25 protein-coding genes are annotated in these 22,997 nt (G+C 62.6%); 12 read left to right on the forward strand and 13 right to left on the reverse strand.

Features of this window, described 5'->3' with window-relative positions; translation table 11 throughout:
• From NKH12_RS20145 to NKH12_RS20160, 4 genes are all read right to left on the reverse strand, one after another.
• Nucleotides 1–465 (reverse strand): LssY C-terminal domain-containing protein (locus NKH12_RS20145; protein ID WP_502910818.1); only part of this gene is annotated, 465 nt, incomplete at its 3' end.
• A 132-nt stretch (nucleotides 466–597) separates the two neighbouring features.
• A complete protein-coding gene (locus NKH12_RS20150) occupies nucleotides 598–1,398 on the reverse strand; it encodes an extensin-like domain-containing protein (RefSeq protein WP_352954738.1) in 801 nt (266 codons plus the stop codon).
• A 202-nt stretch (nucleotides 1,399–1,600) separates the two neighbouring features.
• Entirely contained in the window at nucleotides 1,601–2,560 is a 960-nt protein-coding gene (locus NKH12_RS20155) for an extensin family protein (protein ID WP_352954739.1), read from the reverse strand.
• A 75-nt stretch (nucleotides 2,561–2,635) separates the two neighbouring features.
• Nucleotides 2,636–3,061 (reverse strand): DUF3775 domain-containing protein, encoded by a 426-nt coding sequence (locus NKH12_RS20160; protein ID WP_292510082.1) that lies wholly within the window; start codon nucleotides 3,059–3,061, stop codon nucleotides 2,636–2,638.
• A 197-nt stretch (nucleotides 3,062–3,258) separates the two neighbouring features.
• Here NKH12_RS20160 and NKH12_RS20165 point away from each other — a divergent pair, with 197 nt between their 5' ends.
• Both NKH12_RS20165 and greA read left to right on the forward strand, forming a co-directional pair.
• A complete protein-coding gene (locus NKH12_RS20165) occupies nucleotides 3,259–3,798 on the forward strand; it encodes a tetratricopeptide repeat protein (RefSeq protein ID WP_352954740.1) in 540 nt (179 codons plus the stop codon).
• A 268-nt stretch (nucleotides 3,799–4,066) separates the two neighbouring features.
• The gene (greA, locus tag NKH12_RS20170) at nucleotides 4,067–4,540 is read left to right on the forward strand and encodes a transcription elongation factor GreA (protein ID WP_023799806.1); all 474 of its coding nucleotides are present in this window, start codon (nucleotides 4,067–4,069) and stop codon (nucleotides 4,538–4,540) included.
• A gap of 263 nt (nucleotides 4,541–4,803) precedes the next feature.
• Here the strand turns inward: greA and waaC are convergent, their stop codons facing one another.
• From waaC to rfaD, 3 genes are read right to left on the reverse strand one after another with little or no spacing between them, the layout of a single operon-like run.
• Nucleotides 4,804–5,793, reverse strand: coding sequence for a lipopolysaccharide heptosyltransferase I (gene waaC, locus NKH12_RS20175; RefSeq protein WP_352954741.1), 990 nt, complete (start codon nucleotides 5,791–5,793; stop codon nucleotides 4,804–4,806).
• Nucleotides 5,790–6,797 carry a lipopolysaccharide heptosyltransferase II gene (gene waaF, locus NKH12_RS20180; RefSeq protein WP_352954742.1) on the reverse strand — a complete coding sequence of 336 codons (1,008 nt, stop codon included), beginning with the start codon at nucleotides 6,795–6,797 and terminating at the stop codon, nucleotides 5,790–5,792. The genes waaC and waaF overlap by 4 nt, the downstream gene beginning before the upstream one ends.
• Nucleotides 6,770–7,720, reverse strand: coding sequence for an ADP-glyceromanno-heptose 6-epimerase (gene rfaD / locus NKH12_RS20185; RefSeq protein WP_352954743.1), 951 nt, complete (start codon nucleotides 7,718–7,720; stop codon nucleotides 6,770–6,772). Before rfaD ends, waaF begins: the two co-directional genes overlap by 28 nt.
• A gap of 166 nt (nucleotides 7,721–7,886) precedes the next feature.
• On the opposite strand from rfaD, the gene NKH12_RS20190 reads away from it, so the two are divergent.
• From NKH12_RS20190 to NKH12_RS20205, 4 genes are all read left to right on the forward strand, one after another.
• Nucleotides 7,887–8,519, forward strand: a complete 633-nt coding sequence (locus NKH12_RS20190; protein ID WP_352954744.1) for a LysE family translocator — start codon at nucleotides 7,887–7,889, stop codon at nucleotides 8,517–8,519.
• A 151-nt stretch (nucleotides 8,520–8,670) separates the two neighbouring features.
• Entirely contained in the window at nucleotides 8,671–10,161 is a 1,491-nt protein-coding gene (gene rfaE1, locus NKH12_RS20195) for a D-glycero-beta-D-manno-heptose-7-phosphate kinase (RefSeq protein ID WP_352954745.1), read from the forward strand.
• Nucleotides 10,162–10,168: 7 nt separating this feature from the next.
• Nucleotides 10,169–10,741, forward strand: a complete 573-nt coding sequence (locus NKH12_RS20200; RefSeq protein ID WP_352954746.1) for a D-sedoheptulose-7-phosphate isomerase — start codon at nucleotides 10,169–10,171, stop codon at nucleotides 10,739–10,741.
• Nucleotides 10,734–11,399, forward strand: a complete 666-nt coding sequence (locus NKH12_RS20205; RefSeq protein WP_352954747.1) for a D-glycero-alpha-D-manno-heptose-1,7-bisphosphate 7-phosphatase — start codon at nucleotides 10,734–10,736, stop codon at nucleotides 11,397–11,399. Before NKH12_RS20200 ends, NKH12_RS20205 begins: the two co-directional genes overlap by 8 nt.
• On the opposite strand, the gene NKH12_RS20210 is transcribed toward NKH12_RS20205, so the two are convergent.
• On the reverse strand, nucleotides 11,396–11,881 hold the full coding sequence (locus tag NKH12_RS20210) for an Lrp/AsnC family transcriptional regulator (protein ID WP_352954748.1): 486 nt from the start codon (nucleotides 11,879–11,881) through the stop codon (nucleotides 11,396–11,398). The genes NKH12_RS20205 and NKH12_RS20210 overlap by 4 nt on opposite strands.
• Nucleotides 11,882–12,140: 259 nt before the next feature.
• On the opposite strand from NKH12_RS20210, the gene trxB reads away from it, so the two are divergent.
• Both trxB and NKH12_RS20220 read left to right on the forward strand, forming a co-directional pair.
• Nucleotides 12,141–13,115, forward strand: a complete 975-nt coding sequence (gene trxB / locus NKH12_RS20215; RefSeq protein WP_352954749.1) for a thioredoxin-disulfide reductase — start codon at nucleotides 12,141–12,143, stop codon at nucleotides 13,113–13,115.
• 90 nt (nucleotides 13,116–13,205) lie between these two features.
• The gene (locus NKH12_RS20220) at nucleotides 13,206–14,102 is read left to right on the forward strand and encodes a LysR family transcriptional regulator (protein WP_023799796.1); all 897 of its coding nucleotides are present in this window, start codon (nucleotides 13,206–13,208) and stop codon (nucleotides 14,100–14,102) included.
• Between the two features lie 167 nt (nucleotides 14,103–14,269).
• Here NKH12_RS20220 and NKH12_RS20225 read toward each other — a convergent pair whose 3' ends face one another.
• Both NKH12_RS20225 and NKH12_RS20230 read right to left on the reverse strand, forming a co-directional pair.
• Nucleotides 14,270–14,767, reverse strand: coding sequence for a methyltransferase family protein (locus tag NKH12_RS20225; protein WP_352954750.1), 498 nt, complete (start codon nucleotides 14,765–14,767; stop codon nucleotides 14,270–14,272).
• Between the two features lie 826 nt (nucleotides 14,768–15,593).
• Nucleotides 15,594–17,645, reverse strand: coding sequence for an elongation factor G (locus NKH12_RS20230; RefSeq protein WP_352954751.1), 2,052 nt, complete (start codon nucleotides 17,643–17,645; stop codon nucleotides 15,594–15,596).
• A 343-nt stretch (nucleotides 17,646–17,988) separates the two neighbouring features.
• On the opposite strand from NKH12_RS20230, the gene NKH12_RS20235 reads away from it, so the two are divergent.
• Nucleotides 17,989–18,384: a (R)-mandelonitrile lyase gene (locus tag NKH12_RS20235; protein ID WP_352954752.1), complete on the forward strand. Its 396-nt coding sequence runs from the start codon at nucleotides 17,989–17,991 to the stop codon at nucleotides 18,382–18,384.
• Between the two features lie 59 nt (nucleotides 18,385–18,443).
• On the opposite strand, the gene NKH12_RS20240 is transcribed toward NKH12_RS20235, so the two are convergent.
• Nucleotides 18,444–19,646 carry a pyridoxal phosphate-dependent aminotransferase gene (locus NKH12_RS20240; protein ID WP_352954753.1) on the reverse strand — a complete coding sequence of 401 codons (1,203 nt, stop codon included), beginning with the start codon at nucleotides 19,644–19,646 and terminating at the stop codon, nucleotides 18,444–18,446.
• Nucleotides 19,647–19,850: 204 nt separating this feature from the next.
• Between NKH12_RS20240 and NKH12_RS20245 the strand changes: the two genes are divergently transcribed.
• From NKH12_RS20245 to NKH12_RS20255, 3 genes are all read left to right on the forward strand, one after another.
• Entirely contained in the window at nucleotides 19,851–20,744 is an 894-nt protein-coding gene (locus NKH12_RS20245; RefSeq protein WP_352954754.1) for an EAL domain-containing protein, read from the forward strand.
• On the forward strand, nucleotides 20,741–21,595 hold the full coding sequence (locus NKH12_RS20250) for an EAL domain-containing protein (protein WP_352954755.1): 855 nt from the start codon (nucleotides 20,741–20,743) through the stop codon (nucleotides 21,593–21,595). Before NKH12_RS20245 ends, NKH12_RS20250 begins: the two co-directional genes overlap by 4 nt.
• 125 nt (nucleotides 21,596–21,720) lie before the next feature.
• Nucleotides 21,721–22,329, forward strand: coding sequence for a glutathione S-transferase family protein (locus NKH12_RS20255; RefSeq protein WP_352954756.1), 609 nt, complete (start codon nucleotides 21,721–21,723; stop codon nucleotides 22,327–22,329).
• 8 nt (nucleotides 22,330–22,337) lie between these two features.
• On the opposite strand, the gene NKH12_RS30610 is transcribed toward NKH12_RS20255, so the two are convergent.
• Both NKH12_RS30610 and NKH12_RS20265 read right to left on the reverse strand, forming a co-directional pair.
• Nucleotides 22,338–22,739, reverse strand: coding sequence for a type II toxin-antitoxin system RelE family toxin (locus NKH12_RS30610; protein ID WP_502910819.1), 402 nt, complete (start codon nucleotides 22,737–22,739; stop codon nucleotides 22,338–22,340).
• Nucleotides 22,736–22,936, reverse strand: a complete 201-nt coding sequence (locus tag NKH12_RS20265) for a hypothetical protein (RefSeq protein WP_352954771.1) — start codon at nucleotides 22,934–22,936, stop codon at nucleotides 22,736–22,738. The genes NKH12_RS30610 and NKH12_RS20265 overlap by 4 nt, the downstream gene beginning before the upstream one ends.
• Between the last annotated feature and the right edge of the window lie 61 nt (nucleotides 22,937–22,997).

Genomic DNA, 22,997 nt, shown 5'->3' on the forward strand with positions numbered 1-22,997 from the left:
GGGGCCGGGGCGGAGCCCGCGCCCACGATCGACGCGGCCCGACCCCCGCCCGAGCGGCGGGCATTCGTCTCCGGCCGCACCGGGCGGCCAGACGCGCACGTGATGACCCCGGGCGGCAGTGCCGCCGACCGGCTTCTCGAAGGCCAGATCCTGTGCACGGCCTTCGAATAACAACCGGCTGACCGGCGCGTCGGGATAGGGCCGATCGAACAGCACGCTTTCGCCGATCTCGATCGCGGTCTTCAGCGTGAGGGCGTCGGCGGTGTCCCACCCGGCGACGGCGAAGGCGTGGACCAGCTCTTTTTTTGTACCGACAAGGCCGACATTGATCGGATCGCCCGCAATACCTTGCGGCGTGTGCGTCACCATCTGGAAGCGCTGCGTACGGAAATTGCGGTCCCGCAGGGTCCAGAATTCCGGTACGGCGAAATAGGCGAGCACGAGATAGCCGGCACAGAACGCCACCAGCCAGATCGTTGCGCGTCGTCGAAGGCTTCGTCGGCTCACGAGATACCACCCAGGTGGTACGGCATCACCTTTATGTGGCGTCATTCTACGCGGCGGCGCAGACCTTGGGCAGTGGGTATGTGCTCGGGGCTAGCGGCAGGCGCGGTAGCCGTTCTTGCGGTTCTTGATGTCGAAATGGAAATGGTTGCGGTGGTCGTAATTGTAGCCGGGGCCGAGCACAGTGGTGAAATACTGGCAGCCGTCGGCGCGCACAGTATTGAGGAAGCCGCGCGTGCGGAAGGCGAACAGGCCGGGCTTGCGCACGTCGATATCTTTGCCATTGCCGAGCTCGATGCTCATGACGTCCAGCGCGTTGCCCTTGCCGTGCTCCGACAGCACGCCTTCGCCGGCGATCCTGCGGCAGGAATAGCTCGATCCCTGGCGAATAGTCTTGACGCCGGAGAAATAACGCCAGCGGGCGGACGGGACCAGTTCATTCCTGGCCCAGCCGGCGAAGGTGGCGGCCATGTCGCAGGTCAGCGTCGCGGCCGGCTTCATCCCGATGCTGCCGATGGCCGAGATCTTGACCGGATAGTCAATGCCGCACTGGCCTTCGCGGATCGGCGCAAGGTCGGTGTAGACGACGCCGAGGCGCTTCAACTCCCGGCGGCAGTCGATCTCGCTGGCCGGCATCTGTTCGGTCGGCGCCATCGGCTCGTCCATGCGCGGATAGGCGGCGGTCATATATGGGTTGGACGGGACGAGGCGCTGCATGCCCGAATAGTTCGGAACGGCTGATGTCTGGCTGCCGACATCGACTGCCGGTTCCAGCGAAAGCACGCTGCCGGTGGTGCAGGCCGAGATCGCTGCGATGGCAAGCCCGCCGGCAATTATGCGCGCGCGTCTCGTTTGCCGCACGGCGACAGACGCGGCGCGAAATATCCCGGCCATTGGCAGGTTCCCAGTCCCCGAGCCTGATCCCGATCAGGCTTCTGTCTCATCGTTTGATCATGATCTTTCTCCGAAAACCGGATCCCACTTTTCGGGATCATGATCAGACGAGACGGAGCTTAGCCGCCAAGAGTAAAGGAAAAATCAGCGGCTGCGTTTACGGTTGCGGCCAAATTGCGACGCGCACCGGTCCGGGATCATGTCACTGGCAGAAGGTGCCGCCGTTGCGGCGCGGTGCAAGATCGAGATGGAGATGCAGCGAATGATCCGCATCGCTGCCCGGGCCGAGCACGGTCTTGAACGGTCCGCAGGCTGCCTTGCGCACCGAGTTCAGGAATTTTGCATCCTTTTCCGGCGGCGCCGGGCCGATGTCGATCTTTCTGCCGTCCGATAGCGTGAAGCTGGCGATGTCGAGCGCGTTGCCGAAGGCGTGCTCCGACAATTTCCCGCCGCCATTGCGGTGTCGGCAGACGAAGGCGGATGCCTGGCCGACCGACTTGAGTTCGGCGCCGAGCTCGGCCTTGGCCGCCGGCTGGATGATATCGGCAGCGAAGCGCGCGGCGGCCTCGGCCATCTGGCAATTCAGCTCGGTTTCGGGGTTGATATCCAATGACTTGCCCAGCGTCTTCAGCACGATCGGATAGGGGATCGAGCAGCCGACCGCCGCATCGTGCTCGGCCTTACGTTCCTCGAAGTCGACGCCCATCGACTTCAGCCGCCTGCGGCAGGCAAGTTCCTCGTCCGGCATTTTTTCCTGTGGCACCGATGCCGAGCGCGGGTCGGGAGGGATTGCTTTCTCCTGCGCTTGCGCCGGCTTCTCCGGTGGTTTCAGGACGATAGCCGGTGGTTCCGCCTCGGCGGGCTTTTCGGACGGCGTTGGAGCGATTGCCGGCGGCTCCGGCCGGGCTTCCTTATGCTGGTCGGTCGCAGGTTGATCAGCCTTTGGCGCATCCGCAGGGCGCGGCTCGGGGATCGGCACGTCGGCAGGCGCGGCTTCTTGCGCCGATTGCGGCTGATTGAGCTCTGGGACAGGCACGGTTTCAGGCAATTCCGGAGCTTGGGCCAGGGCCGCTCCTGCGGACAGCATCGCCGCCGCCAAGGGCAGCGCCAATCTGATCAATGCGGCCAATCTGATCAATGCGGGAGGGGTCAGCGCAGTCATTCGCCGTTAACGGCGGGCGAATGCGGAAGTTGCCTGAACGAGAGTTTTGGCCGATCACGAACGGTAACCGCGGCGTTACGCACCGATCGCTTCCAGCCCTTCTTCCAGCCAGTCAGCCAACAGCGGCATGCCGAGCAGATACTTTGCCGTGCGCTTGTTGGCGCGCTCGCGCGCGGCCGCCAGCGCGTCGGCCCATTCCGAAGCGTCATAGTCGCCGCGCCCAACCCAGGCGAGGGCGACCAGTTCGGCCGCCTCGTCGACATTGAGGTCGTTGATCAGTTCGCGCAGTTCTTCTTCGGTGAGGTCTTCGGAGCGTTCCTCGACGAGACCGTCATGATGATGGTTGTCATGCGCCTCGCTATCGAGTTCTACCTCGTGCTCAGCGCCATCGGCATAGTCTTCGTTGACGGCGGCGCTCAACGCCTTCGCCTTGAGGATGAACAGGCGCACCGTGTCAGGACCGATCGAAAGCTCCCATTCTTTTTCAAGGCGCCGCTGCACTGGCCGTCTCCACATACTCCGTTGCCGTTTGCTGGATGATAGCGAATTTGCAGCGCTCGTCACGTCATGTTCGGCGCTTCTATTTTCCGACTGGCGCGGACCGTTCAAAAAGCTTTCAATGGCCATGACTTTTTTCCGGGATGAAACGGCTTTTGCCCGGCGTTAGTCTTGCATTGTCAAGCTTCAAGGAGGGTTCGATGCGCAGACGATTGCTGATCCAGGCTCTGGCGGTTGCCGCCCTGCCGCTATTTGCTGTCCCGGTGTTTTCGGCCGGTGAAGGTGGAGGCGGTGGCGACGGTGGCCAGACGACACAGTGCAAGAAAGGCATGGTCTGGGACAAGAAGCTGAAGAAGTGCGTTGCACCCAAGCAAGGCATGCTGGACGACGACAACATCTATGAAGCCGGCCGCGCGCTGGCGATGGCCGGACGTTATGACGAGGCGATCGCCGTGCTCAGCCTGGCTGCGGACAAGAAAGACCCTCGCATCCTCAACTACCTCGGCTACTCACACCGCCATTCCGGACGCGTCACCGTCGGTCTCGGCTATTACGAGGAAGCGCTGCGCATCGATCCGAACTATACGCTGGTACGTGAATATCTCGGCGAGGCACATCTGCAGATCGGCGATCTCGCCGGCGCTCAGGAACAGCTCCGCGAGATCGAGAAGCGCACCGGCAAGGGATCTCGTGAATACGGCATGCTGTCTGAGCAGATAGACCGTTTCATGAAGAGTTGATTCGAAGCCCAAACACTCCTCACACCGGCTGTGAGCAATCGCAGCCGGTTTTTTTGTTGCCGCTCGCCCCTGCCAGCCGCGCTGCTTGGCGGGTGAATATTTTCAAAACCGATTTTTTGGCGTGAAAAACCCACGAAGATTGCTATATTGGGAGAAATTGCGGTGACACGGTTCCGTTAGCCCGAGGCTGCCGGACCGTTTTCTTTTTGTACCCATCGACAAGGTCGCTCCCGGAATGCGGGGGCGGCGGCAGGAAAGGTCAGGCATCATGAACAAGGTCCCGATGACAGGCGAGGGGTTCGCGTCATTGAAGGAAGAACTGCGCTGGCGCCAGCAGGAAGAGCGGCCGCGCATCATCGAAGCGATCTCCGAAGCGCGCTCGCATGGCGATCTTTCCGAAAATGCCGAATACCACGCGGCGAAAGAGGCACAGAGCCTCAATGAAGGCCGCGTCAACGAGCTTGAGGACTTCATCGCGCGTGCCGAAGTGATCGACATCACCAAGCTCAGCGGCGAAAAGGTCAAGTTCGGCGCGACCGTGGTGCTGGTCGACGAGGACACGGAAGAGAAGAAGACCTACCAGATCGTCGGCGATCAGGAAGCGGACGTGAAGTCCGGCCGCATCTCGATCTCCTCGCCGATCGCGCGGGCGCTGATCGGCAAGGAAGTCGGCGATGCGATCGAGGTCAACGCGCCAGGCGGTGCGCGGGGCTATGAGATCGTCCAGGTGCAGTTCATCTAGGGGTAAAGGCGGCAGGATTTGTTCCTGAATCGCGCTGTTTTAACCCGACGATTGCGCTGCCCCTCATCGCCCTGCCGGGCACTTCTCCCCGTATAGTGACGGGGAGAAGGACGCCGTCATTGACGGTTTCGCCAATTGTCAGCGTTGCAGGACAGGCGCCGAGTTCGCGTCCAGCCCCTTCTCCCCGTCACCATACGGGGAGAAGGTGCCGGCAGGCGGATGAGGGGCGGCGCTGACCTTTCCGATTGAATTGATTTAATGAATCAATTCTTGCCGGCGCTGGCCTGACCAAGCGCTTGGCGCTCAAGCAGCCTCTCTGCCTCAGCCAACACCTCTATCGGCGCGACACGACCGCCGGCTACGGCCAGCAGCGTTGACGAGAACGGCCCGCGTGGGCCGGTCAGGCCGGGTTCTGTCGCCAGAAACACGGCGACCGTCGGCAGGCCGAAGGCACTGGCGAGGTGGGTAAGGCCGGTGTCGGCGCCGATGACCAGCACCGACCGGCCGATGATCGCGGCGATCTCGGCCAGCGGTGATTTCGGCACCAGCACGGTCTGCGGAACGGCCTCGGCGATCGCCTCGGCAATCGCCTTTTCCCTGTCGTCAGACCAGGTGGTGACCGGCGTCATTCCTCTTTCCACGAGAAGCCGGGCAGTTTCGATCCAGTCGCCGACCGGCCATTTCTTGTCCTCGCGGCTGGTGCCATGCAGCAGGAACGCAGTTTTTTCGCCGACAAAGGTCGAACCGAGGGCCGGCGGCACAATGCCGGACTCAAGCCCGGAAAAATCCGGTTCATAGCCGAGCGCCAGCCCGAACAGCCGCCTTGTGCGTTCGATGGCGTGCAGATCGCGCGATACGGCATAGCGGCGGTCGTAGAACAAAGTCGCCGAAGGCTCGCGGGCGCTCGACCGGTCGAAGCCGGCGATCGGCGCTGCAGCCAGTTTCGCCACCAGGGCCGACTTCAGCAATCCTTGCGCATCGATGACGAGATCGTAGCGGCAATCCCGCAAGGCGCGGCGCAGTGCCGCCGCCTCGCGCCATGTGGCGCGGCCGAGCGGGCCTGTGCGCCAGCGCCGGATCGCCACGGTGTGGATGGTTGCGATCGCCGGATGCAGCGCCACGATGTCGGCAAAAGCCACTTCCACACACCAGTCGAACGACACATCCGGCCGGTTGCGGCGCGCATCCTCGACGGCCGGAAAGGTGTGGATGACGTCACCCATCGAGGATGTCTTGACGATGAGCACCTTCATGCGGCGGCCGGTATTTCCAGCAGCCGTTCAGCTGCTGCCGCTACCTGTGCCACCTCAAGCGTGTTCAGGCAATTGAGATGGCCAAGCGGGCAGATTTTCCGGTGGCAGGGCGAACAGGACAGGCCGAGCCAGACCAGTTCGCGCTGCTCGGCGAGGGGCGGCGTATTCTGCGGCGAGGTCGAGCCGTAGACGGCAACGATCGGCGTGCCGACCGCGGCGGCAACATGCATCAGCCCACTGTCGTTCGACACCGCAAGCCTGGCCGCGGCGATCAGGTCGATGGCGTCCTCCAGCCGCGTCTGGCCGGCGAGATCGACAAGGCCAGGTGCAAGCGTGGCGATTTCCGCCGTTACGTCGGCGTCGTTCTTCGATCCGAACAGCGCGACCTCAAAACCTTTCGCCATCATGTCGCGGGCAAGGCCGGCATAGCGTTCGCTCGGCCAGCGTTTGGCGGGCCCGAACTCGGCGCCGGGCATTAGTGCGACGAATTTTTCCGCCTCCAGCCCGAAGCGGCCCAGCAATGCCGTCTGGTTTTTTGTGTCGACAGCGAGCTTGGGAGCACGGAACGTGCCCCCTTGCGAGAGGCCGAAATAGGCCTGCGCCGTGCGCCGTTTCAAATGGTCGGGCAAGGGAATGATATCGGTCAGCAGCCCGTAGCGCATTTCCTTGAGATAGCCGACACGGCGCGGAATGCGGGCAAAGAACGGGACCAGCGCCGACTTCCAGCTTCCGGGCATGACATAGGCGATGTCGTAGTGGCCGCGCAGCAGGCGGCCGAAGCGCCTTCGCATCCGGAACTCCAGCGCGCCGGATTTCAGCGGCAGATCGATCTGCTGGCGTATTTCGGGCATGCGCTTGACCAGTGGCGCCGCCCAGGCCGGGGCCAGCACGTCGATCGCGGCGTTCGGGTGAAGCTCTCTCAGCGCCGAGAACAGGCACTGCGCCATCACCATGTCGCCCACCCAGCGTGGGCCGATCACGAGGATCGTTGGGCTTTCAGCCATTCGACATAGTCTCTGACGCCGGTTTCCACTGTGCGAAACTGACCATTGTAGCCGGCGGCGCGCAACCGGGACATATCAGCTTGCGTAAAACTCTGGTAGCTGCCCTTGAGGTGATCGGGGAAGTCGATGAACTCGATCTCGCCCTTGCCCAGCGTGCCGATCACCGTTTCGGCAATGGCGCGGAACGGCTGGGCAAGGCCGGTGCCGCAGTTGAAGATGCCGCTTGAGCCCCGTTTCCACAGCCACAGATTGACGTCGGCAACATCGCTGACATGGATGAAATCGCGGCTCTGCTCGCCGGGTCCGAAACCGTCATAGGCGCCGAACAGCTTCGGGTTCTGGCCTTGCTCGACCTGATTGAACAGATGGAAGGCGACCGAGGCCATGGCGCCCTTATGCGCCTCGCGCGGGCCATAGACGTTGAAATAGCGCAGGCCCGCCACCGGCGAATGATCGGTATCGAAGACGGTGCGGCGGACGTAGTCGTCGAACAACTTCTTTGAATAGGCATAGACATTGAGCGGGCGTTCGCATTCCGGCTCCTCGCGAAACTCGACGCCGCCGCCATAGACGGAAGCCGAGGAGGCATAGAGGAAGGGCACGCGCAGTGCGAGGCAGGCATGCAGCAGCCGCTTCGAATAGGCGTAGTTCACCTCCATCATGAACCTGCCGTTCCACTCGGTGGTGGTCGAGCAGGCGCCCTGATGGAACACGGCCTCGATGCGGCCGAGGTTCCCTGCCTCCATCCGCGGCAGGAAATCGTCCTTGTCGAGATAATCGGCGATCTGGAGATCGGCGAGATTGGCGATCTTGTGGCCGTCGGTCAGGTCGTCGACGACGAGGATGTCGCTAATCCCTTCGGCATTGAGCGCGGCGACGATGTTTGAGCCGATCATGCCGGCGCCGCCCGTGACGATGATCATGAAAGCCTCTGGTATCTTGTGCCGATTCCGGCCCTTATAGGGGAGGCTTGCGGGGCTGTCGATAAAGCAGGTCGCAATCCGGCGGTTGGGTGAGCGCCACAGTGCCGCCGCAAAGCTTTCGCTTCAGTCGGCGGTCCACCGGCGAAGCGCGACAGGAGCAAGGGTAATGCCGTCGACCGAACTGCTTATCGCCTTTTTCGCCACCACGGCGATCTTTGCCTACATTCCCGGCCCGGCGATGTTTTACGCTGCTGCGCAAACCATGGCGCGCGGCCGCTGGTCCGGCCTGACGGCGGCGCTGGGTATTCATCTTGGTGGCTATGTGCACGTCATCGCGGCCGCTGCCGGGTTGTCCGTGCTTTTCCACGCCGTGCCGACGCTCTACATCGCGGTCAAGCTGGCCGGCGCGCTCTATCTGATCTGGCTGGGTGTATCGCTGTTCCGCGCAAGGGCGCAGGACGGTGCCGTCATCCCGGGCATTGTGCAGAAATCTGCCCGGCGCGCCTTTTTCGAGAGCATCACCGTCGAGGTGCTCAATCCCAAGACTGCAATTTTCTTCATGGCATTCCTGCCGCAATTCATCGACGCGTCAGCGACGTTTCCCGTCTGGCTCCAATTCCTCCTCCTCGGGACCATCGTCAATCTGATGTTCTCCTCGGCAGATGTCATGTGCGTGGTGCTGGCGGGTGCGCTGATCACCAGGCTGCGGCGTTCGAGCCAAGCGCAACGCCTCATGCGGCGTGCCGGCGGTGCGGTGCTCGTCGGATTGGGCGTTCATGTGGCTTTGCAGAAAAGCTGATCCGCCAACCGGCGTTGGCTCTGGTCCGTTCGCTGTCTGCCGTTGCGCTGGGCCGAATTGCGGTATATCGGCTTCGCAATGAACGACCAGCCCTGCCAGTCCAGCGTTTTCACAGCATCGGGACTGGCTCCCATTGCACGTCGCGGATGACATGAGCGAGCAATACCTGCCTTCTCCCGAACCCCTTCACCGCGCCATCTCGCGGTTCGGCAACGTCACGGTGCTGGTGGTCGGCGATTTCATCCTCGACCGTTTCGTCAACGGCGTCATCGAGCGGATTTCGCCCGAAGCGCCCATTCCGGTGCTGCGCGGGCGTGGCGAAACGTCGGCGATGGGCGGCGCCGGCAATGTCGTCGCCAACATAGTCTCGCTCGGCGCCGCCGCGATACCGGTCTCGGTGATCGGCGCCGATCAGGCCGGCGACAATCTCATGCGCATGCTCGCCGAGCTTGGCGTAAACCCTGGCGGCCTCGCGCAGGACGCGAACCGGATGACCTCCTCGAAAAGCCGCTTCAGCGCGCTCAACCAGCAGGTGCTGCGTTTCGACGAAGAGGAAATCAAACCGCTGGGCGATGCGGAGCGGGCGATGCTGATCCGGCATTTCCGCACCGCGCTCGCGCAAGCCGACATCGTCATCCTGTCCGACTACGGCAAGGGCATGCTGCTGGACGGCGTCGCCGGCGAGCTGATCTCGATCTGCCGCGAGGCGGAAAAGCCGGTGCTCGTCGACCCCAAGGGCCGCGACTATGCTTGCTATGCCGGGGCGACGGCGATCACCCCCAATCGCAAGGAACTTGGTGAAGCGGTCGGACGCGTAGTGTTTGCCGATGACGAGATCGTGGCCGCGGCACGCGATCTGATCTCGGCACATGGCTTCGATTTCGTCGTCGCGACGCGCAGTGAAAAAGGCATGAGCGTCGTCGACGCAGACGATGCCTGCCACATCGCCACGCAGGCGCGGGAGGTGTTCGACGTTTCCGGCGCCGGCGACACTGTCATCGCGACGTTTGCGCTGGCTCTGGCTGCGGGCGCCGACCGCGTCGTTGCCGCGGCCATCGCCAACGCGGCGGGTGGCGTAGTGGTCGGAAAGCGCGGTACCGCGCGGCTGACGGTCGAAGAGCTTACCGGCGCGCTGTTTCGCTCGCATGGACCGATTGCCCACAAGGATGCAATCCTCGACGCCGCTGCCGCCGCACGGCTGGTGGCAACGTGGAAGGACGAAGGACTGAGCGTCGGTTTTACCAATGGCTGCTTCGATATCCTTCACGCCGGCCATGTCAGCCTTTTGCATGCGGCACGCAGCCAATGCGACAGGCTGGTTCTGGGCCTCAACAGCGATGCCTCGGTGCGCCGGCTGAAAGGGCCGGGACGCCCGGTCAACGACGAACATGACCGGGCCTGCGTTCTGGCGGCGCTTGCCTCGGTCGATGCCGTCGTCGTCTTCGAGGAGGACACGCCGCTCGCGCTGATCGAGGCGCTCAAGCCCGACATACTGGTCAAGGGCGCCGACTATACGATCGATCAGGTGGTCGGCGCCGAAATCGTGCAAAAGGCGGGCGGTCGCGTCGTGCTGGTCGATCTCGTCGCCGGCAAAAGCACGACGGGCACCATCGGTAAGTTGCGCGCCGGCAAGACAAACTGAGGTTTTCATGTCCGAACTGAACGATTACCTGGTCCGCTCGGCGGCCGCGATCACCGCGATGGCCGAGCGCGACCTCACCGGCGAGATGGAGCGGGCGGTTACCGCCGTCGTCGCGGCACTTTCGCAGGGCAAGGCGCTGCTGATCTGCGGCAATGGCGGTTCGGCCACCGACGCCATACACATCGCGGGCGAACTGGTCGGCCGCTTCCTGAAGGAGCGCAAGGCCTATAACGTCATCGCGCTGCCGGCCAATGCGGCGGTGCTGACCGCCTGGGGCAATGATTACGGCTTCGACACGGTGTTTTCACGCCAGGTCGAGGCACATGGCGCAGCGGGTGCCGTGCTGCTCGCTATCTCGACCAGCGGCAACTCGCCCAGCATCCTCGCCGCCGCCGAACAGGCGCGCACGATGGACATGACGGTGATCAGCCTGACCGGCGACACCGGCGGCAAGCTCAAGCCGCTTTCCGACATCCTGCTCAACGTGCCCTCGACCTCGACGCCGATCATCCAGCAGGGGCATCTGTGCCTCTATCATCATCTGTGCGAAATGGTCGAAGCGCGCCTCTGTGATGGCTGACAGGGACGCTGTCACGGCCTCGCAGCCGTCTCCACTCGAAGAGCCGGGGCTCTGGGTCGAACGGATCAGTACTGCGGTCTTTCCAGCCGGCACGCCGGCGCTGTTCCTCGACCGCGACGGCACCATCAATGTCGATAGCGGCTATCCCAGCAATCCGGCCGACATCGCGCTGCGGCCGGAGATGCTGCCGGTGATCCGAACGGCCAACATCGCCGGCCTTCCTGCGATCGTAGTTTCCAACCAGTCAGGCATAGCCCGCGGCTATTTCGGCTGGCCGGAGTTCGCCGCAGTCAATGCCTGGCTGCTGGCGCTTCTCGAAGCGCAGAATTGCCGGATCGATCTAGTGCTCGCCTGCGCCTACCATTCGAGCGGGACGGGTGAACTGGCAGTAGGCGATCATCCGATGCGCAAGCCCAATCCGGGCATGCTTCTGCGCGCACGCGATCTGCTGCACGTGGATATCAGCCGATCAGTCATCGTCGGCGACAAGGCCGATGACATGGAAGCCGGGCGGCGTGCCGGGCTCTGCGAAGGCTGGCTGGTGCGCGGCAGATCCAATCGGACTTCTGGCGATGGTATATTCACGACGCGCAAACTGACGACCGGCAGCGACCACAGAAAACTCTGTGAGACCATCGCCGAACTCGGCGGGGATTAAGGTCTCACTTCGCTAAAAGCCACCAGGCCCTCGTCCTTGACGCGACGGATGGTCAGTGCTGTGCGCACCGTGTCGACATTCGGCGCCGACGCCAACTCCTCGATGACGAAGGTCTGAAAGGAGCCGAGGTCGCTCGCGACGCAATGCAGCAAAAAGTCGGATTCGCCCGACACCATCCAGGCGTCGCGAACGATCGGCCAACCTCGGGTGCGTTCGGCGAAGGTTTTCAGCTCCGCGTCGGCCTGGTGATGCAAGCCGATAAGGCAGAAGGCGACGACATCCAGGCCGAGCGCCGGCGCATTGAGCAAGGCGCGATAGCCGCGGATGATGCCGGTCTCCTCCAACCGCCTGACGCGACGCAAGCATGGCGGCGCCGAAATGCCGACGCGGCCGGACAGCTCGACATTGGTCATGCGCCCGTCATGCTGAAGCTCGCGCAGGATCTTCCAGTCGATGGCATCGAGATCGGCTTTGAGCGGCATGGATACCTTTCGGGCCTTCACGCAAGAATCTTTCGTGATTTGTAATTAAACGACTTTGGTGTCCATTCCACCCCTTCAGTCGGTGATTTTCGGACAGTCACCGCGCAAGATGTCCATGGATCGTCTGTTTGTGCGGAAGCTTTCCGGGGACGAAGGCCAGGTCGTCTTGCTGGTGTCGCCTGCAACACCTAGATTAGGGCCGATATCGAACCCTGTGCCGGACGCTGCATTCGCGTCCGGTTGTTGTGAAAGCCCTGATATGACGTCCAAGCACGCACCCGTTCTCATCATCGGCTCCGGTCCCGCCGGCTATACGGCGGCAATCTACGCCGCCCGCGCCATGCTGAAGCCGATGCTGGTCGCCGGTCTGCAGCAGGGCGGTCAGTTGATGATCACCACCGATGTCGAAAACTATCCGGGATTCGCCGATCCGATCCAGGGTCCGTGGCTGATGGAACAAATGCTGAAGCAGGCCGAGCATGTCGGCACCGACGTCATCAACGACATCATCACCGAGGTCGACCTCAATGTGCGTCCGTTCCGCGCCAAGGGTGATTCCGGCACCACCTACACGGCCGACGCGCTGATCATCGCCACCGGCGCGCAGGCGAAATGGCTGGGCATCCCGAGCGAACAGACCTTCATGGGCTTCGGCGTATCGGCCTGCGCCACCTGCGACGGCTTCTTCTATCGCGGCAAGGATGTCGCGGTGATCGGCGGCGGCAATTCGGCGGTGGAGGAGGCGCTCTATCTTTCCAATCTGGCAAAGAGCGTGACGGTCATCCACCGGCGCAGCGACTTCCGCGCCGAGCGCATCCTCAGCGAGCGGCTGTTCAAGAAGGATAATGTCCGCGTCATCTGGGACACTGTCGTCGACGAGATCACCGGCCAGTCCGGCAAAACGCCGCTGCCGCCGTCGGTGGAGGGACTGAAGCTGCGCAACGTGGTGACCGGCCAGGAGATGCATCTGACGGTCGACGGCGTGTTCGTGGCGATCGGCCATGCGCCGGCGGTCGAGCTGTTCGCCGGCAAGCTGAAGCAGAAGCCGAACGGCTATCTGTGGACGGCGCCGGATTCGACCTGCACCGACGTGCCGGGCGTGTTCGCCGCTGGCGACGTGACCGACGACATCTACCGTCAGGCGGTGACGGCGGCGGGGCTCGGCTGCATGGCCGCGCTCGAGGCGGAAAAGTACCTCGCCGGGATCGAAGTTCACCGCGAAGCGGCGGAGTAAGGAAGCGGCCGAGAAAAGCCGCGCAAAAGCCTGATTTTTCATTCAGGCGCTAAAAACAGGCAAACGCCAAAAAACAGAGCGAGGGGCATCATGGCGTTGGACTGGGACAAGCTACGCGTGTTTCACGCTGCGGCGGAAGCTGGGTCGTTCACCCATGCCGCCGAGACACTGCATCTGTCGCAATCGGCGATCTCGCGGCAGGTCAGCGCGCTCGAACATGACGTCGGCGTGCCGCTGTTCAATCGCCATGCCCGCGGCCTGGTGCTGACCGAGCAGGGAGAGATGCTGTTCCGCACGGCGCATGACGTGCTGATGAAGCTGGAGACGATCAAATCGCGGCTGACCGAGGCGAAGGATCGGCCCTCCGGCGTGCTCAGGGTGACGACCACGGTGGGGCTCGGTGCCGGCTGGCTAACCGAGCGCGTGCAGGAATTCATCGAACTCTATCCCGAGATCAGCCTGCAGTTGATCCTGGCGAATGAGGAACTCGACCTCACTATGCGCCGGGCGGATTGCGCGATCCGGCTGCGCCAGCCGCAGCAGCCTGATCTCATCCAGCGCCGCCTGTTCACCGTGCATTTTCATCTCTACGCGGCCCCCTCATACGTCAACAAGTATGGCAAGCCGGCGTCGATCGCCGAGTTGAAGAGCCATCGCATCGTCACCTTCGGCGTGCCGGTGCCGGCGCATTTGTCGGAATTGAACTGGCTGGAAACGGTCGGCGATTTCGAAGGCGGGCAAAGGGTGCCGACGCTGCAGATCAACGACATATTGTCGATAAAGCGCGCGGTACAGGGTGGCGCCGGCATCGCCATGCTGCCCGACTATGTGGTCAGCAAGGACTCAGGGCTGGTGCAATTGCTGCCGGAGACCGAGGTGCCGTCCTTCGACACCTATTTCGCTTATCCCGATGCGATGAAGAACCAGGCGAAACTGCACGTCTTCCGCGATTTCATTATCGCCAAGGCCCGAAGCTGGTCGTTCTAGGGTGTATGATATTCAGGTGATGCCGGCCTGCGAACGGCGGATTCCTGCGCTTCCGGTACTCACGGATCCGATGTCCGCTCCGTTCCGGTTCTCGGAACCCACCATTTCTCGACTCGGCCTGAGCTGAATCTCAACACACCCTGAAACGGCGCAGCTCCGTTTACGGCTCACCCGCGCCATGGCGTCAGGCGGGGAAGCCAGCCGGGGACGGCGCGGCGGTACGCCTCGTAGCCGGCGCCATAGCGGCGAGCAAGCGTCGGTTCCTCATGGAACTTCACGAAGGAGACCATGGCGATGGCGGCGATGATGGCATAGGCGACGAGAGCCCAGCTCGAAAACAGCAGCGCCTGGCCAACGATGATCGACAGCACCGCCACATACATCGGGTTGCGGACATGGCGGTAGATGCCGCTGACAACCAGTCGCTCGGTCGGCGCGAGCGGGGCGGGCGTGCCCCGGCCTTCGAGGGAAAAACGGGCGAAGGCATGAAGCAGCAAGGCCGTCGCGACGATAATCAGGACCCAGCCGACCGGGACCGAGCCGGGCAGGGTCGACCATGGCAGACGATGGCGATCGGTCAGCAGCCAAGGCAGCAATCCCGCGACCACACCGGGCGCTGCGATAAAGAACAGCGCGCTGCCGGCGATCGCCTGAGGTGTCCTCATCGAGGCTTCCTTCTAGAGCGACGTGCGTCCACTTGGACGCACAAAGTGCGCTCTAGCACTTTGAAATCTACGCATCGTGCTTTGCGAAAAGCGATTCCAATTTCGGGTCGATGCGCGGCTGCTGCAAAAATAAACGCGCGCTGCCTGATTCGACATCATTCGTTGTTTTTGCGTTCCGGATCGAGAATCGGTTCTGATTCGCTACTTCGCAATGGTTTTTGCCTGGGTGTGCACCGCATTTAGGCGATTCTGCTGGTCCTATGAGGCCAAGGAATGGGTTAGACCACAGCCTGTGTCATTTTGCATGTGTGTGTTGCAAAATAGATGCTTGTTTCTTGGGCATGATGAGCACATATATAGATCATCTCCTGGGCGCGTTCTCCTCCCATTAGCGCCCTCGAGTGTTCCCCTCTGGAGGTTAGCCTTAACAGGCACTTCCAATCAAACTCAGCCGGATCTTCATTGATCCGGCTTTTTTGTTGCCCGAAACCTGCTTGCGCCAAGGGAAAGCAGACCGAACTTGTCACGTAACAGTGACATGTAACCTCAGGTAACATGTCACAGGCGCCCAGGATGGACTAAGCAGATCATAGGACGCGGTGTGGTTCGTGCGGGAGATGGGGGCATCACCCGGACGATCCGGGCTCAGGCGGCTACCGCGTCCGAACCATTCTTCCGCCGAGGCCATCAGGCACCGGCGGCATGTGCGGCGGACCTGCCGTTTCGCCTCCCACGAAGACGGTCCGCAAGAGAACGGCGTCCGGATCATTCCGGACGCCGTTTCCTTGAGTTCTGCCCCCTGAGGCAGCGACGCCAAAATCCAGTGTCAGGCGGCCTTGCCGTTGGCGTTCAACGCTTCGTCGGCCAGGCGGCCGGTGAGCTCGGCCATATGGTCGAAGGTAGCACGATAGCTGGCCACGCCCGCAGTGGCCGAACGCAACTCGATGATCAGGTCGCCGATCTCGGCCTGCGGCATGGTCGCCTCGACGACATCCCATCCCGGCCAGCCGGGCCGCGCATCGTAGCTAAGAATCTGGCCGCGCCGCTGCGGGATCAGGGCGATGATTTTCGATGTCGCGTCGGACGGCGTGACGATCTCGACCTTCATGATCGGTTCGAGCAGCACCGGCGAGCAGGCGGCCATGCCTTCCTTCATCGCCAGCTTCGCCGCCATCTGGAAGGCCATGTCCGACGAATCGACGGCGTGATAGGAGCCGTCGGACAGGTTGACGGCGACATCGACCACCGGAAAGCCGAGCGGGCCGGATTTCAGATAATCACGCACGCCGGTCTCGACCGACTGGATATAGGTTTTCGGCACGGCGCCGCCGGTGATGGTATCGGTGAACTGGAAGCCGGAGCCGCGCGGCAGCGGCTTGATCTCGATCACAACGTCGCCGAACTGGCCATGGCCGCCCGACTGCTTCTTGTGGCGGCCACGCTGCTGCGCCGTTTTGCGGATCGTCTCGCGATAAGGCACGGCCGGCGCATGGCCTTCGACCGGGATCTGGTTCTTGCCCTCCAGCCGCTCGCGCACGACACGCAGATGCATCTCGCCATGGCCCGACAGCACGGTTTCGGCCGAATCCTGATTGTGGCGCAGGCTGAGCGAGGGGTCTTCTTCGGCAAGGCGCTGGATGGCCGCCGACATCTTCACTTCGTCTTTGCGTTCCTTCGGGCGCAGCGCGAAGGCAAACACCGGCTGCGGCGGCATCAGTGTGACCAAGGGCTTGATGCCGCCCTTTACCGAGCTCAAGGTCTGACCGGTCGTGACGTCGTCCAGCTTGCCAAGCGCGACCGTGTCGCCGGCCCTGGCCGAGGTGAGCTTGGTCTGGTCCTTGCCGAGCATTCTGTAGATGCCGGAGACTTTTGCCGTGGTGCCATTCGAAAGGAAGAGCTCGGAGGCGTCGGCAAGCTGGCCGGACAGGATGCGCGAGACCGACAGCTTGCCGCCATGCGCGGTGTGAATGGTCTTCATCACCTGGACTACGGTCGCCTTGCCGTCAGGTGCGCCGAGGCGCTTGCGCGTTGCTTCAACATCAGGCGCGTCGTGGCGGATCGTCTTTAATAGCCGCAGCACGCCATTGCCCTTCTCGGCGGTGCCGATCAGCACCGGCGTCACCGCGCCGTCACGCAGATCGGCGGCGAGGTCGTCGAAGATCGCGTCCTTCGGCGGCTCGATCTCTTCGAGAAGCTGCTCCATCAACTGGTCGTCATGATCGGCGAGCGTCTCCAGCATGGAAAAGCGCGCCTCCAGTTCGCGCGCCTTGTCGTCGCCGGGAATCTGGGCGACCTCGCTTTCGGCATATTCGCGATAGATGTAGGCGCGCTCCAGAGCCAGATCGATCGAGCCAATGACGACGCCGTTCTTGCGCAGCGGAATCTGGCGAAGCAGCAACGGCACCGAGCTTGCCGGCTGCAGCATCTTCAGCGTGTCGCGCACGCCTGATATCGCCTTGTCGACCTTGTTGAGGAACATGATGCGCGGCACGCCGAGATCGTCGAGCTTGCGCATGATCAGCTGCAGGGCAGGGATCTTCTTCGCGTCGGCTTCGGCGACGACCACGGCGATGTCGCAGGCGGCAAGCACCGGCTCTGCCTCGAAAGAGAATTCGATGGAACCGGGACAATCGACGAAGGTGAGTTGCTCGTCCATGAATTCGGTGGTCGCAAAGGTCGCCTCGACGCTCATGGCGTGGGCGCGTGCCTCGGGTGAATGATCGGAAACGGTGTTTCCCGAGGAAACGGGATTCTGGCGGGGAATGGCGCCCGTGCGGGCCAATATGGCTTCGAGAAGTGTCGTCTTACCGCTTGCAAAGGGACCGACTATGGCAATGCATTTCGGTCCCGTGCGTCGTCCTCCGGCGCGAGTTCCCATGACTGACCTCCACTCAGGCGTTTCCCTGGGAGCGGCGGCCGGCCTGTCGACCGTCGCGGGCGGGGCTTTTTTCCGTTTGCCACCTACCCAAAGGCATCGTCCCACGGGTTAGCCGGGAGGGCAAGGGATTTGAGATCGCCTGATGTCGCAGATGTTGAGCCGTGATCGGCGAAGCCGTCGATGCGAGCCCAGCCTCCCATCAAATCCCGCGACAAAGCCCGTCGCTGAACAGCCGCAAAAGCGGTTGCGCCATGATGGTTATCGGAAGAAAGTGCCCGCTTCTTGCGACAAAAAGGAACGGCCGTCGCCGACCGATCCGCCATCAGCTTGAGGACTCGCGACGATGAAGATCATTCCCTGCGGCAGCGTGCCGACCGTTATTGCGCCGGAAAAATACTTCACCGGCCGTGTGTGGCAGACGCCGATCATCGAGAAGGAAGCGCCAGCGCGGCTGCGCGCCGTCATGGTCAGTTTCGAGCCCGGCGCGCGTACCCACTGGCATACGCATCCGTTGGGCCAGACGCTCTATGTCGTATCAGGCGCCGGCCTCGCACAAAGCTGGGGCAAGCCGGTACAGGCGATCAGGGCCGGCGACGTCATCTCGTTTGCGCCTGATGAAAAGCACTGGCATGGCGCCGGTCCAAAGTCGGCGATGGCGCATATCGCCATGCAGGAGGCGCTCGACGGCGTTCACGCCGACTGGCTGGAGAGGGTGACAGACGAGCAGTATGGCGGCTGAGACTTTTGAGCCCACGAAACCCGACTGCGAGCCGGGTTTCGTGTTCGAGATGTGCTTGATCAGATCAGCGAGGCGGTGAAGCGCTGGATGCGCGTGCAGGCCTCTTCGAGCAACGCCTCCGACGTGGCGTAGGAGATGCGGAAGTTCGGGCCGAGGCCGAAGGCCGAACCAAACACGACCGCTACGCCTTCGGCCTCGAGCAGCTCCGAGCAGAAGGCCTCGTCGCCGTCGATCACCTTGCCGGCTTTGGTCTTCTTGCCGATCAACTGGGCACAGGACGGATAGACATAGAAGGCGCCTTCCGGTGACGGACATGTGATGCCGCGCGCCTGATTGAGCATCGACACGACGAGATCGCGCCGAGCCTGGAAGATCGCCTTGTTTTTCGCAATGAACTCCTGCGGACCGTTCAGCGCCTCCACCGATGCCCACTGGGCGATGGTGCAGGCACCGGAGGTCTGCTGGCCCTGGATCATATCCATCGCCTTGATCAGCGCCACGGGCCCGGCCGCATAGCCGATGCGCCAGCCAGTCATGGCATAGGCCTTCGACACGCCGTTCATCGTCAGCGTGCGCTCATAGAGCTTCGGCTCGACCTCAGCGATGGTCCTGAAGACGAAATCGCCATAAATCAGGTGCTCGTACATGTCGTCGGTCAGCACCCAGACATGGGGATGTTCGAGCAGCACGTCGGCCAGCGCGCGCAATTCAGCCCCGGTGTAGGCAGCGCCCGACGGGTTCGACGGCGAGTTCATCAACAGCCATTTGGTGCGCGGCGTGATCGCCTTTTCCAACGCCGCCGCCGTCAGCTTGAAACCGTTGTCAATCGAGGTGTCGGCAAAGGCCGAGGTACCGCCGCAGATCGCCACCATCTCGGGATAGCTGACCCAGTACGGCCTCGGAATGATGACCTCGTCGCCGGGATTCAGCGTCGCCATAAAGGCATTGAATAGGATCTGCTTGCCGCCGGTGCCAACGATGGTCTGCTCCGGCCGGTAGTCGAGATTGTTCTCGCGCTTGAATTTTTTGGCGATCGCCTCGCGCAGCGGCACGATACCGGAAACCGGAGGATATTTCGTTTCGCCGCGGCGGATAGCCTCGATCGCTGCGTTCTTGATGTTATCCGGCGTATCGAAGTCCGGTTCGCCGGCACCCAGCCCGATCACGTCACGGCCGGCGTTTTTCAGCTCGCGCGCTTTCTGCGTCACCGCGATGGTCGCGGAAGGCTTTACGCGGGAAAGGACGTCAGCAAGAAAGGCCATGACGATGTTATCTCCTTGGGGATGCAGGCGGTCCATCCAACCGCGGCGCTTCTCATGTCGCATCATTCCGCCAAGCGCAAGCTCTGTCGGATGAGCTAGATCTCGAACCCCGGCAAATCTGGCAACAATAAATTCATTTACCGGCGGTAAAACCCCGAGTGGCTGGATCACGACCATTCCGCCAGTCTCGCAGAGCGAGGAACCGTGTCGCGCAGCATCGAGCATGCCCATATCGTCCGTCATGACGACGGCACCGTCAGCGGTGTCTGGGGCATCTATACGCTGCAGAGCGCCTTCCAGCCGATCTTCGCCTTCAGCAACGGCAAATTGTCCGTCACCGCATTCGAGGGGCTGATCCGGCCGTTCCGCGACGGCGAGCCGCAGTCGCCGGTGAGCTTTTTCAACACCTGTCCGACGGTCGACCGCCTGCATATCGAGGCGCTGACAAGGACGCTGCATCTGTTGAACGCCGGCGCCTGCCTGCCGCAAGAGGCATCCATCTTCATCAACTTCGATCCGTCGGTGTTCACCGATCGCAGCATCGCCGACAAGGCGCTGCGCGACATGCGGCTGGTGCTGTATGAGGCTGAGATCGATGCGAACCGGGTCGTCTGCGAGGTGACCGAGCAAAAATCGGCGTCGCAGGAAACGCTCTACAATTTCGTCGAGGCGCTCAGGGCCAACGGATTTCGCATCGCCGTCGACGATTACGGCGCCGACGAGTCCGACATCAACCGCATCAAGGAGCTCAGGCCGGACATCGTCAAATTCGATGCCCACTGGATCAAGCAGCTGATGGAGTCCGGCGCCGGCTTCGCGCTGCTGACCGCCATGGTGGCAAGTTTCGAACAGCAAGGCATCCGCACCGTGTTCGAGGGCATCGAGCAGGGCTGGCAGCTTGAATTGGCCGAGAAATCGGGAGCCTCGATGGTGCAGGGGTTCGCGCTGGCGCGCCCGGAGCTTGCGCCTACCAGCTTTCACGTCTTCGGCAAGGACAGGCCGATGCCGGTGACAGTGCCCGATGCCGGTGAGGCGCCTGCGGCTGTGTCGCCTTCGCTGCGGCCGAAAAGGGCTTTCGGGCGCAAGGTGGTGCCATGACCGGGCGGCCCGACAGGCGGCGCAATGTCGGCGAGGCAATCTTCGCCGACGAAGTCGGGATCGAATATGGCGTCTATGGCGCGTTCCGGCTGAGGAGCGCCTACCAGCCGATTTTTGCCCCGCGCGGCAGGTTTTTGAAGGCCGTCGCGGTCGAAGGCCTGATCGAGCCGCACCGCGCCGGCAGGTCGGTTGCGCCACGCGTATTTTTCGAGGGCGTACCCGCGTCGGATCGCCTGTTCGTCGAGACGATGTGCCGGGTGCTGCATCTCCGGAACTTCCGCAACATCGGCGTCGACGGGCTCGACCTGTTCTTCAACTACAATCCGCTGATCAACGATGACCCCGGGCGGGCGCTGGCTGAGATCAGGCTGATGACCAGGCATCTCGCCGAGTTCGACCTGTACCCCCGCATGCTGGTCTGCGAAATTACCGAACAGGCGGCCGACGACAAGGTGCTCGTCAGCCTGGCGCGCGAGATGCGGCGTGACGGCATCCGCATCGCCATCGACGATTTCGGTACCGGGCATTCGACGGAAGAGCGGGTTGCGCTTGTCCAGCCCGACATCGTCAAGATCGACGGCACCTGGTTCGCGGAATTCTGCCGCCATGCCGCCGCCGAGCGGTTTTTCCGGCCGCTGGTCTCCGCGCTGCACGACCGCGGCACCAAGGTCCTGGTCGAAGGCATCGAGCAATCCACGCATCTGCGCGTCGCGCTGGACGGCGGCGTCGATCTTTTGCAGGGTTTTTACCTTGCCCGGCCGGCGCTGGCCGGCACGGTCTTCGACGAGGAGCCGCTGCCCATCGACCGGCTGCTTGGCAGGGACAACAACGTCGTGCCGTTGTTTGGGTGATCCATCAGCGGCGCTGATGGTTGCGCCAAAACAAATCACTGGATGAAGCCGTTGCCGCCGGGATAGAGCCTTGAGACCGGACCCAGGCCCCAAGGGCTGTCGTTGCACGAGCGAGCGGAGCGCCAATGATACTCTACGGAATGATCGACAGCGGCAATTGCTACAAGCCGCGCCTGTTGATGGCCAAGCTCGGCATCGCCTTCACCAATGTCGAGGTGAGCTCGCACACCGGCGACACGCGCAAGCCGGACTATATTGCCAAGAACCCGAACGCTATGGTGCCGCTGCTCGAACTCGACGACGGCAGGCGGCTGGCCGAATCCAACGCCATCCTGCTTTACCTCGCCGAAGGCACGCGGTTCCTGCCGGCCGACAGATACGAGCGGGCGCTAGCCTATCAGTGGTTGTTCTTCGAGCAGTACAGCCACGAACCCTATATCGCGGTACGCAAGGCGCTGCTCACCTTTCCCGAACGGGCCAAGGATGCGACGCCCGAACGGCTGGCGGTGACACTGGAGCGCGGCAACAAGGCGCTCGGCGTGATGGAAAAGCGCCTGGCCGGCAATGCGTTCTTTGCCGGTGAGGCATTGAGCGTCGCCGACATCGCACTCTACGCCTATACGCATACAGCCGAGATGGGCGGTTTTCAGCTCGACGCTTATCCGGCGGTGGCGGCCTGGCTAAAACGGGTCGAGGCCGATCCGGGGCATGTGCCGATGGAGTGGCTGGGGTAGTACTGTTCTCACTCGTCGCCGCTTGGCGACTCGCTCCGGACAGGGCGCACCGAAGGGCGCGACGCCCGGTCGGGCTTCCGGCCTTCGGCCGGGCCTCGCGCTCTCGCCGCTTTGCGGCGCCAAAAGCCCCGACGACCGGTCGAATTGCTGCTCGTCTTTTTCAGCAGGTGATCATATTCGGCATGCGCGCCAATCCAAAACCAGACTACGTCATCTTGGTCGCGGATAGCTACGGCGCGGTATTTGAGATCAACCCGCACCGACCAATAGCGTCCGACTTGTTTGAAATTTAGCGACGGGTGAAACGGATCAGAACGCAGCTTGGCGAAACGTTTGTCCGCCTTTGCTCTGATCGACGATGGCAGTTTTGCATAAGCCTCCCAGAACGAGGGAGTGGCGACATGATTCACAGAGACCGGGTCCGGCCGGCGCGATGGTCAGCCAAGGCGTGCTCGGCAAGTTTATCCAGCCTGCCAGCTTTGGCGTCGGTTTCGATCTGCCGATCCCACATGTCCGCTTGCAGCGCCTCAAACCAGGCGGCAAACGCCTTCAGCTCCTCAGGGCTCAGTTCGGCAACGGATTTTTCGATCTGTTCGAGCTTGCTCATGGGTAAAAATACCATGATTGGCACAATAAGGCCAAGATGACTGTTTCATCCGGAATCCGGA

This window comes from Mesorhizobium sp. M1322 (assembly GCF_040318085.1).
Classification (GTDB): domain Bacteria; phylum Pseudomonadota; class Alphaproteobacteria; order Rhizobiales; family Rhizobiaceae; genus Mesorhizobium.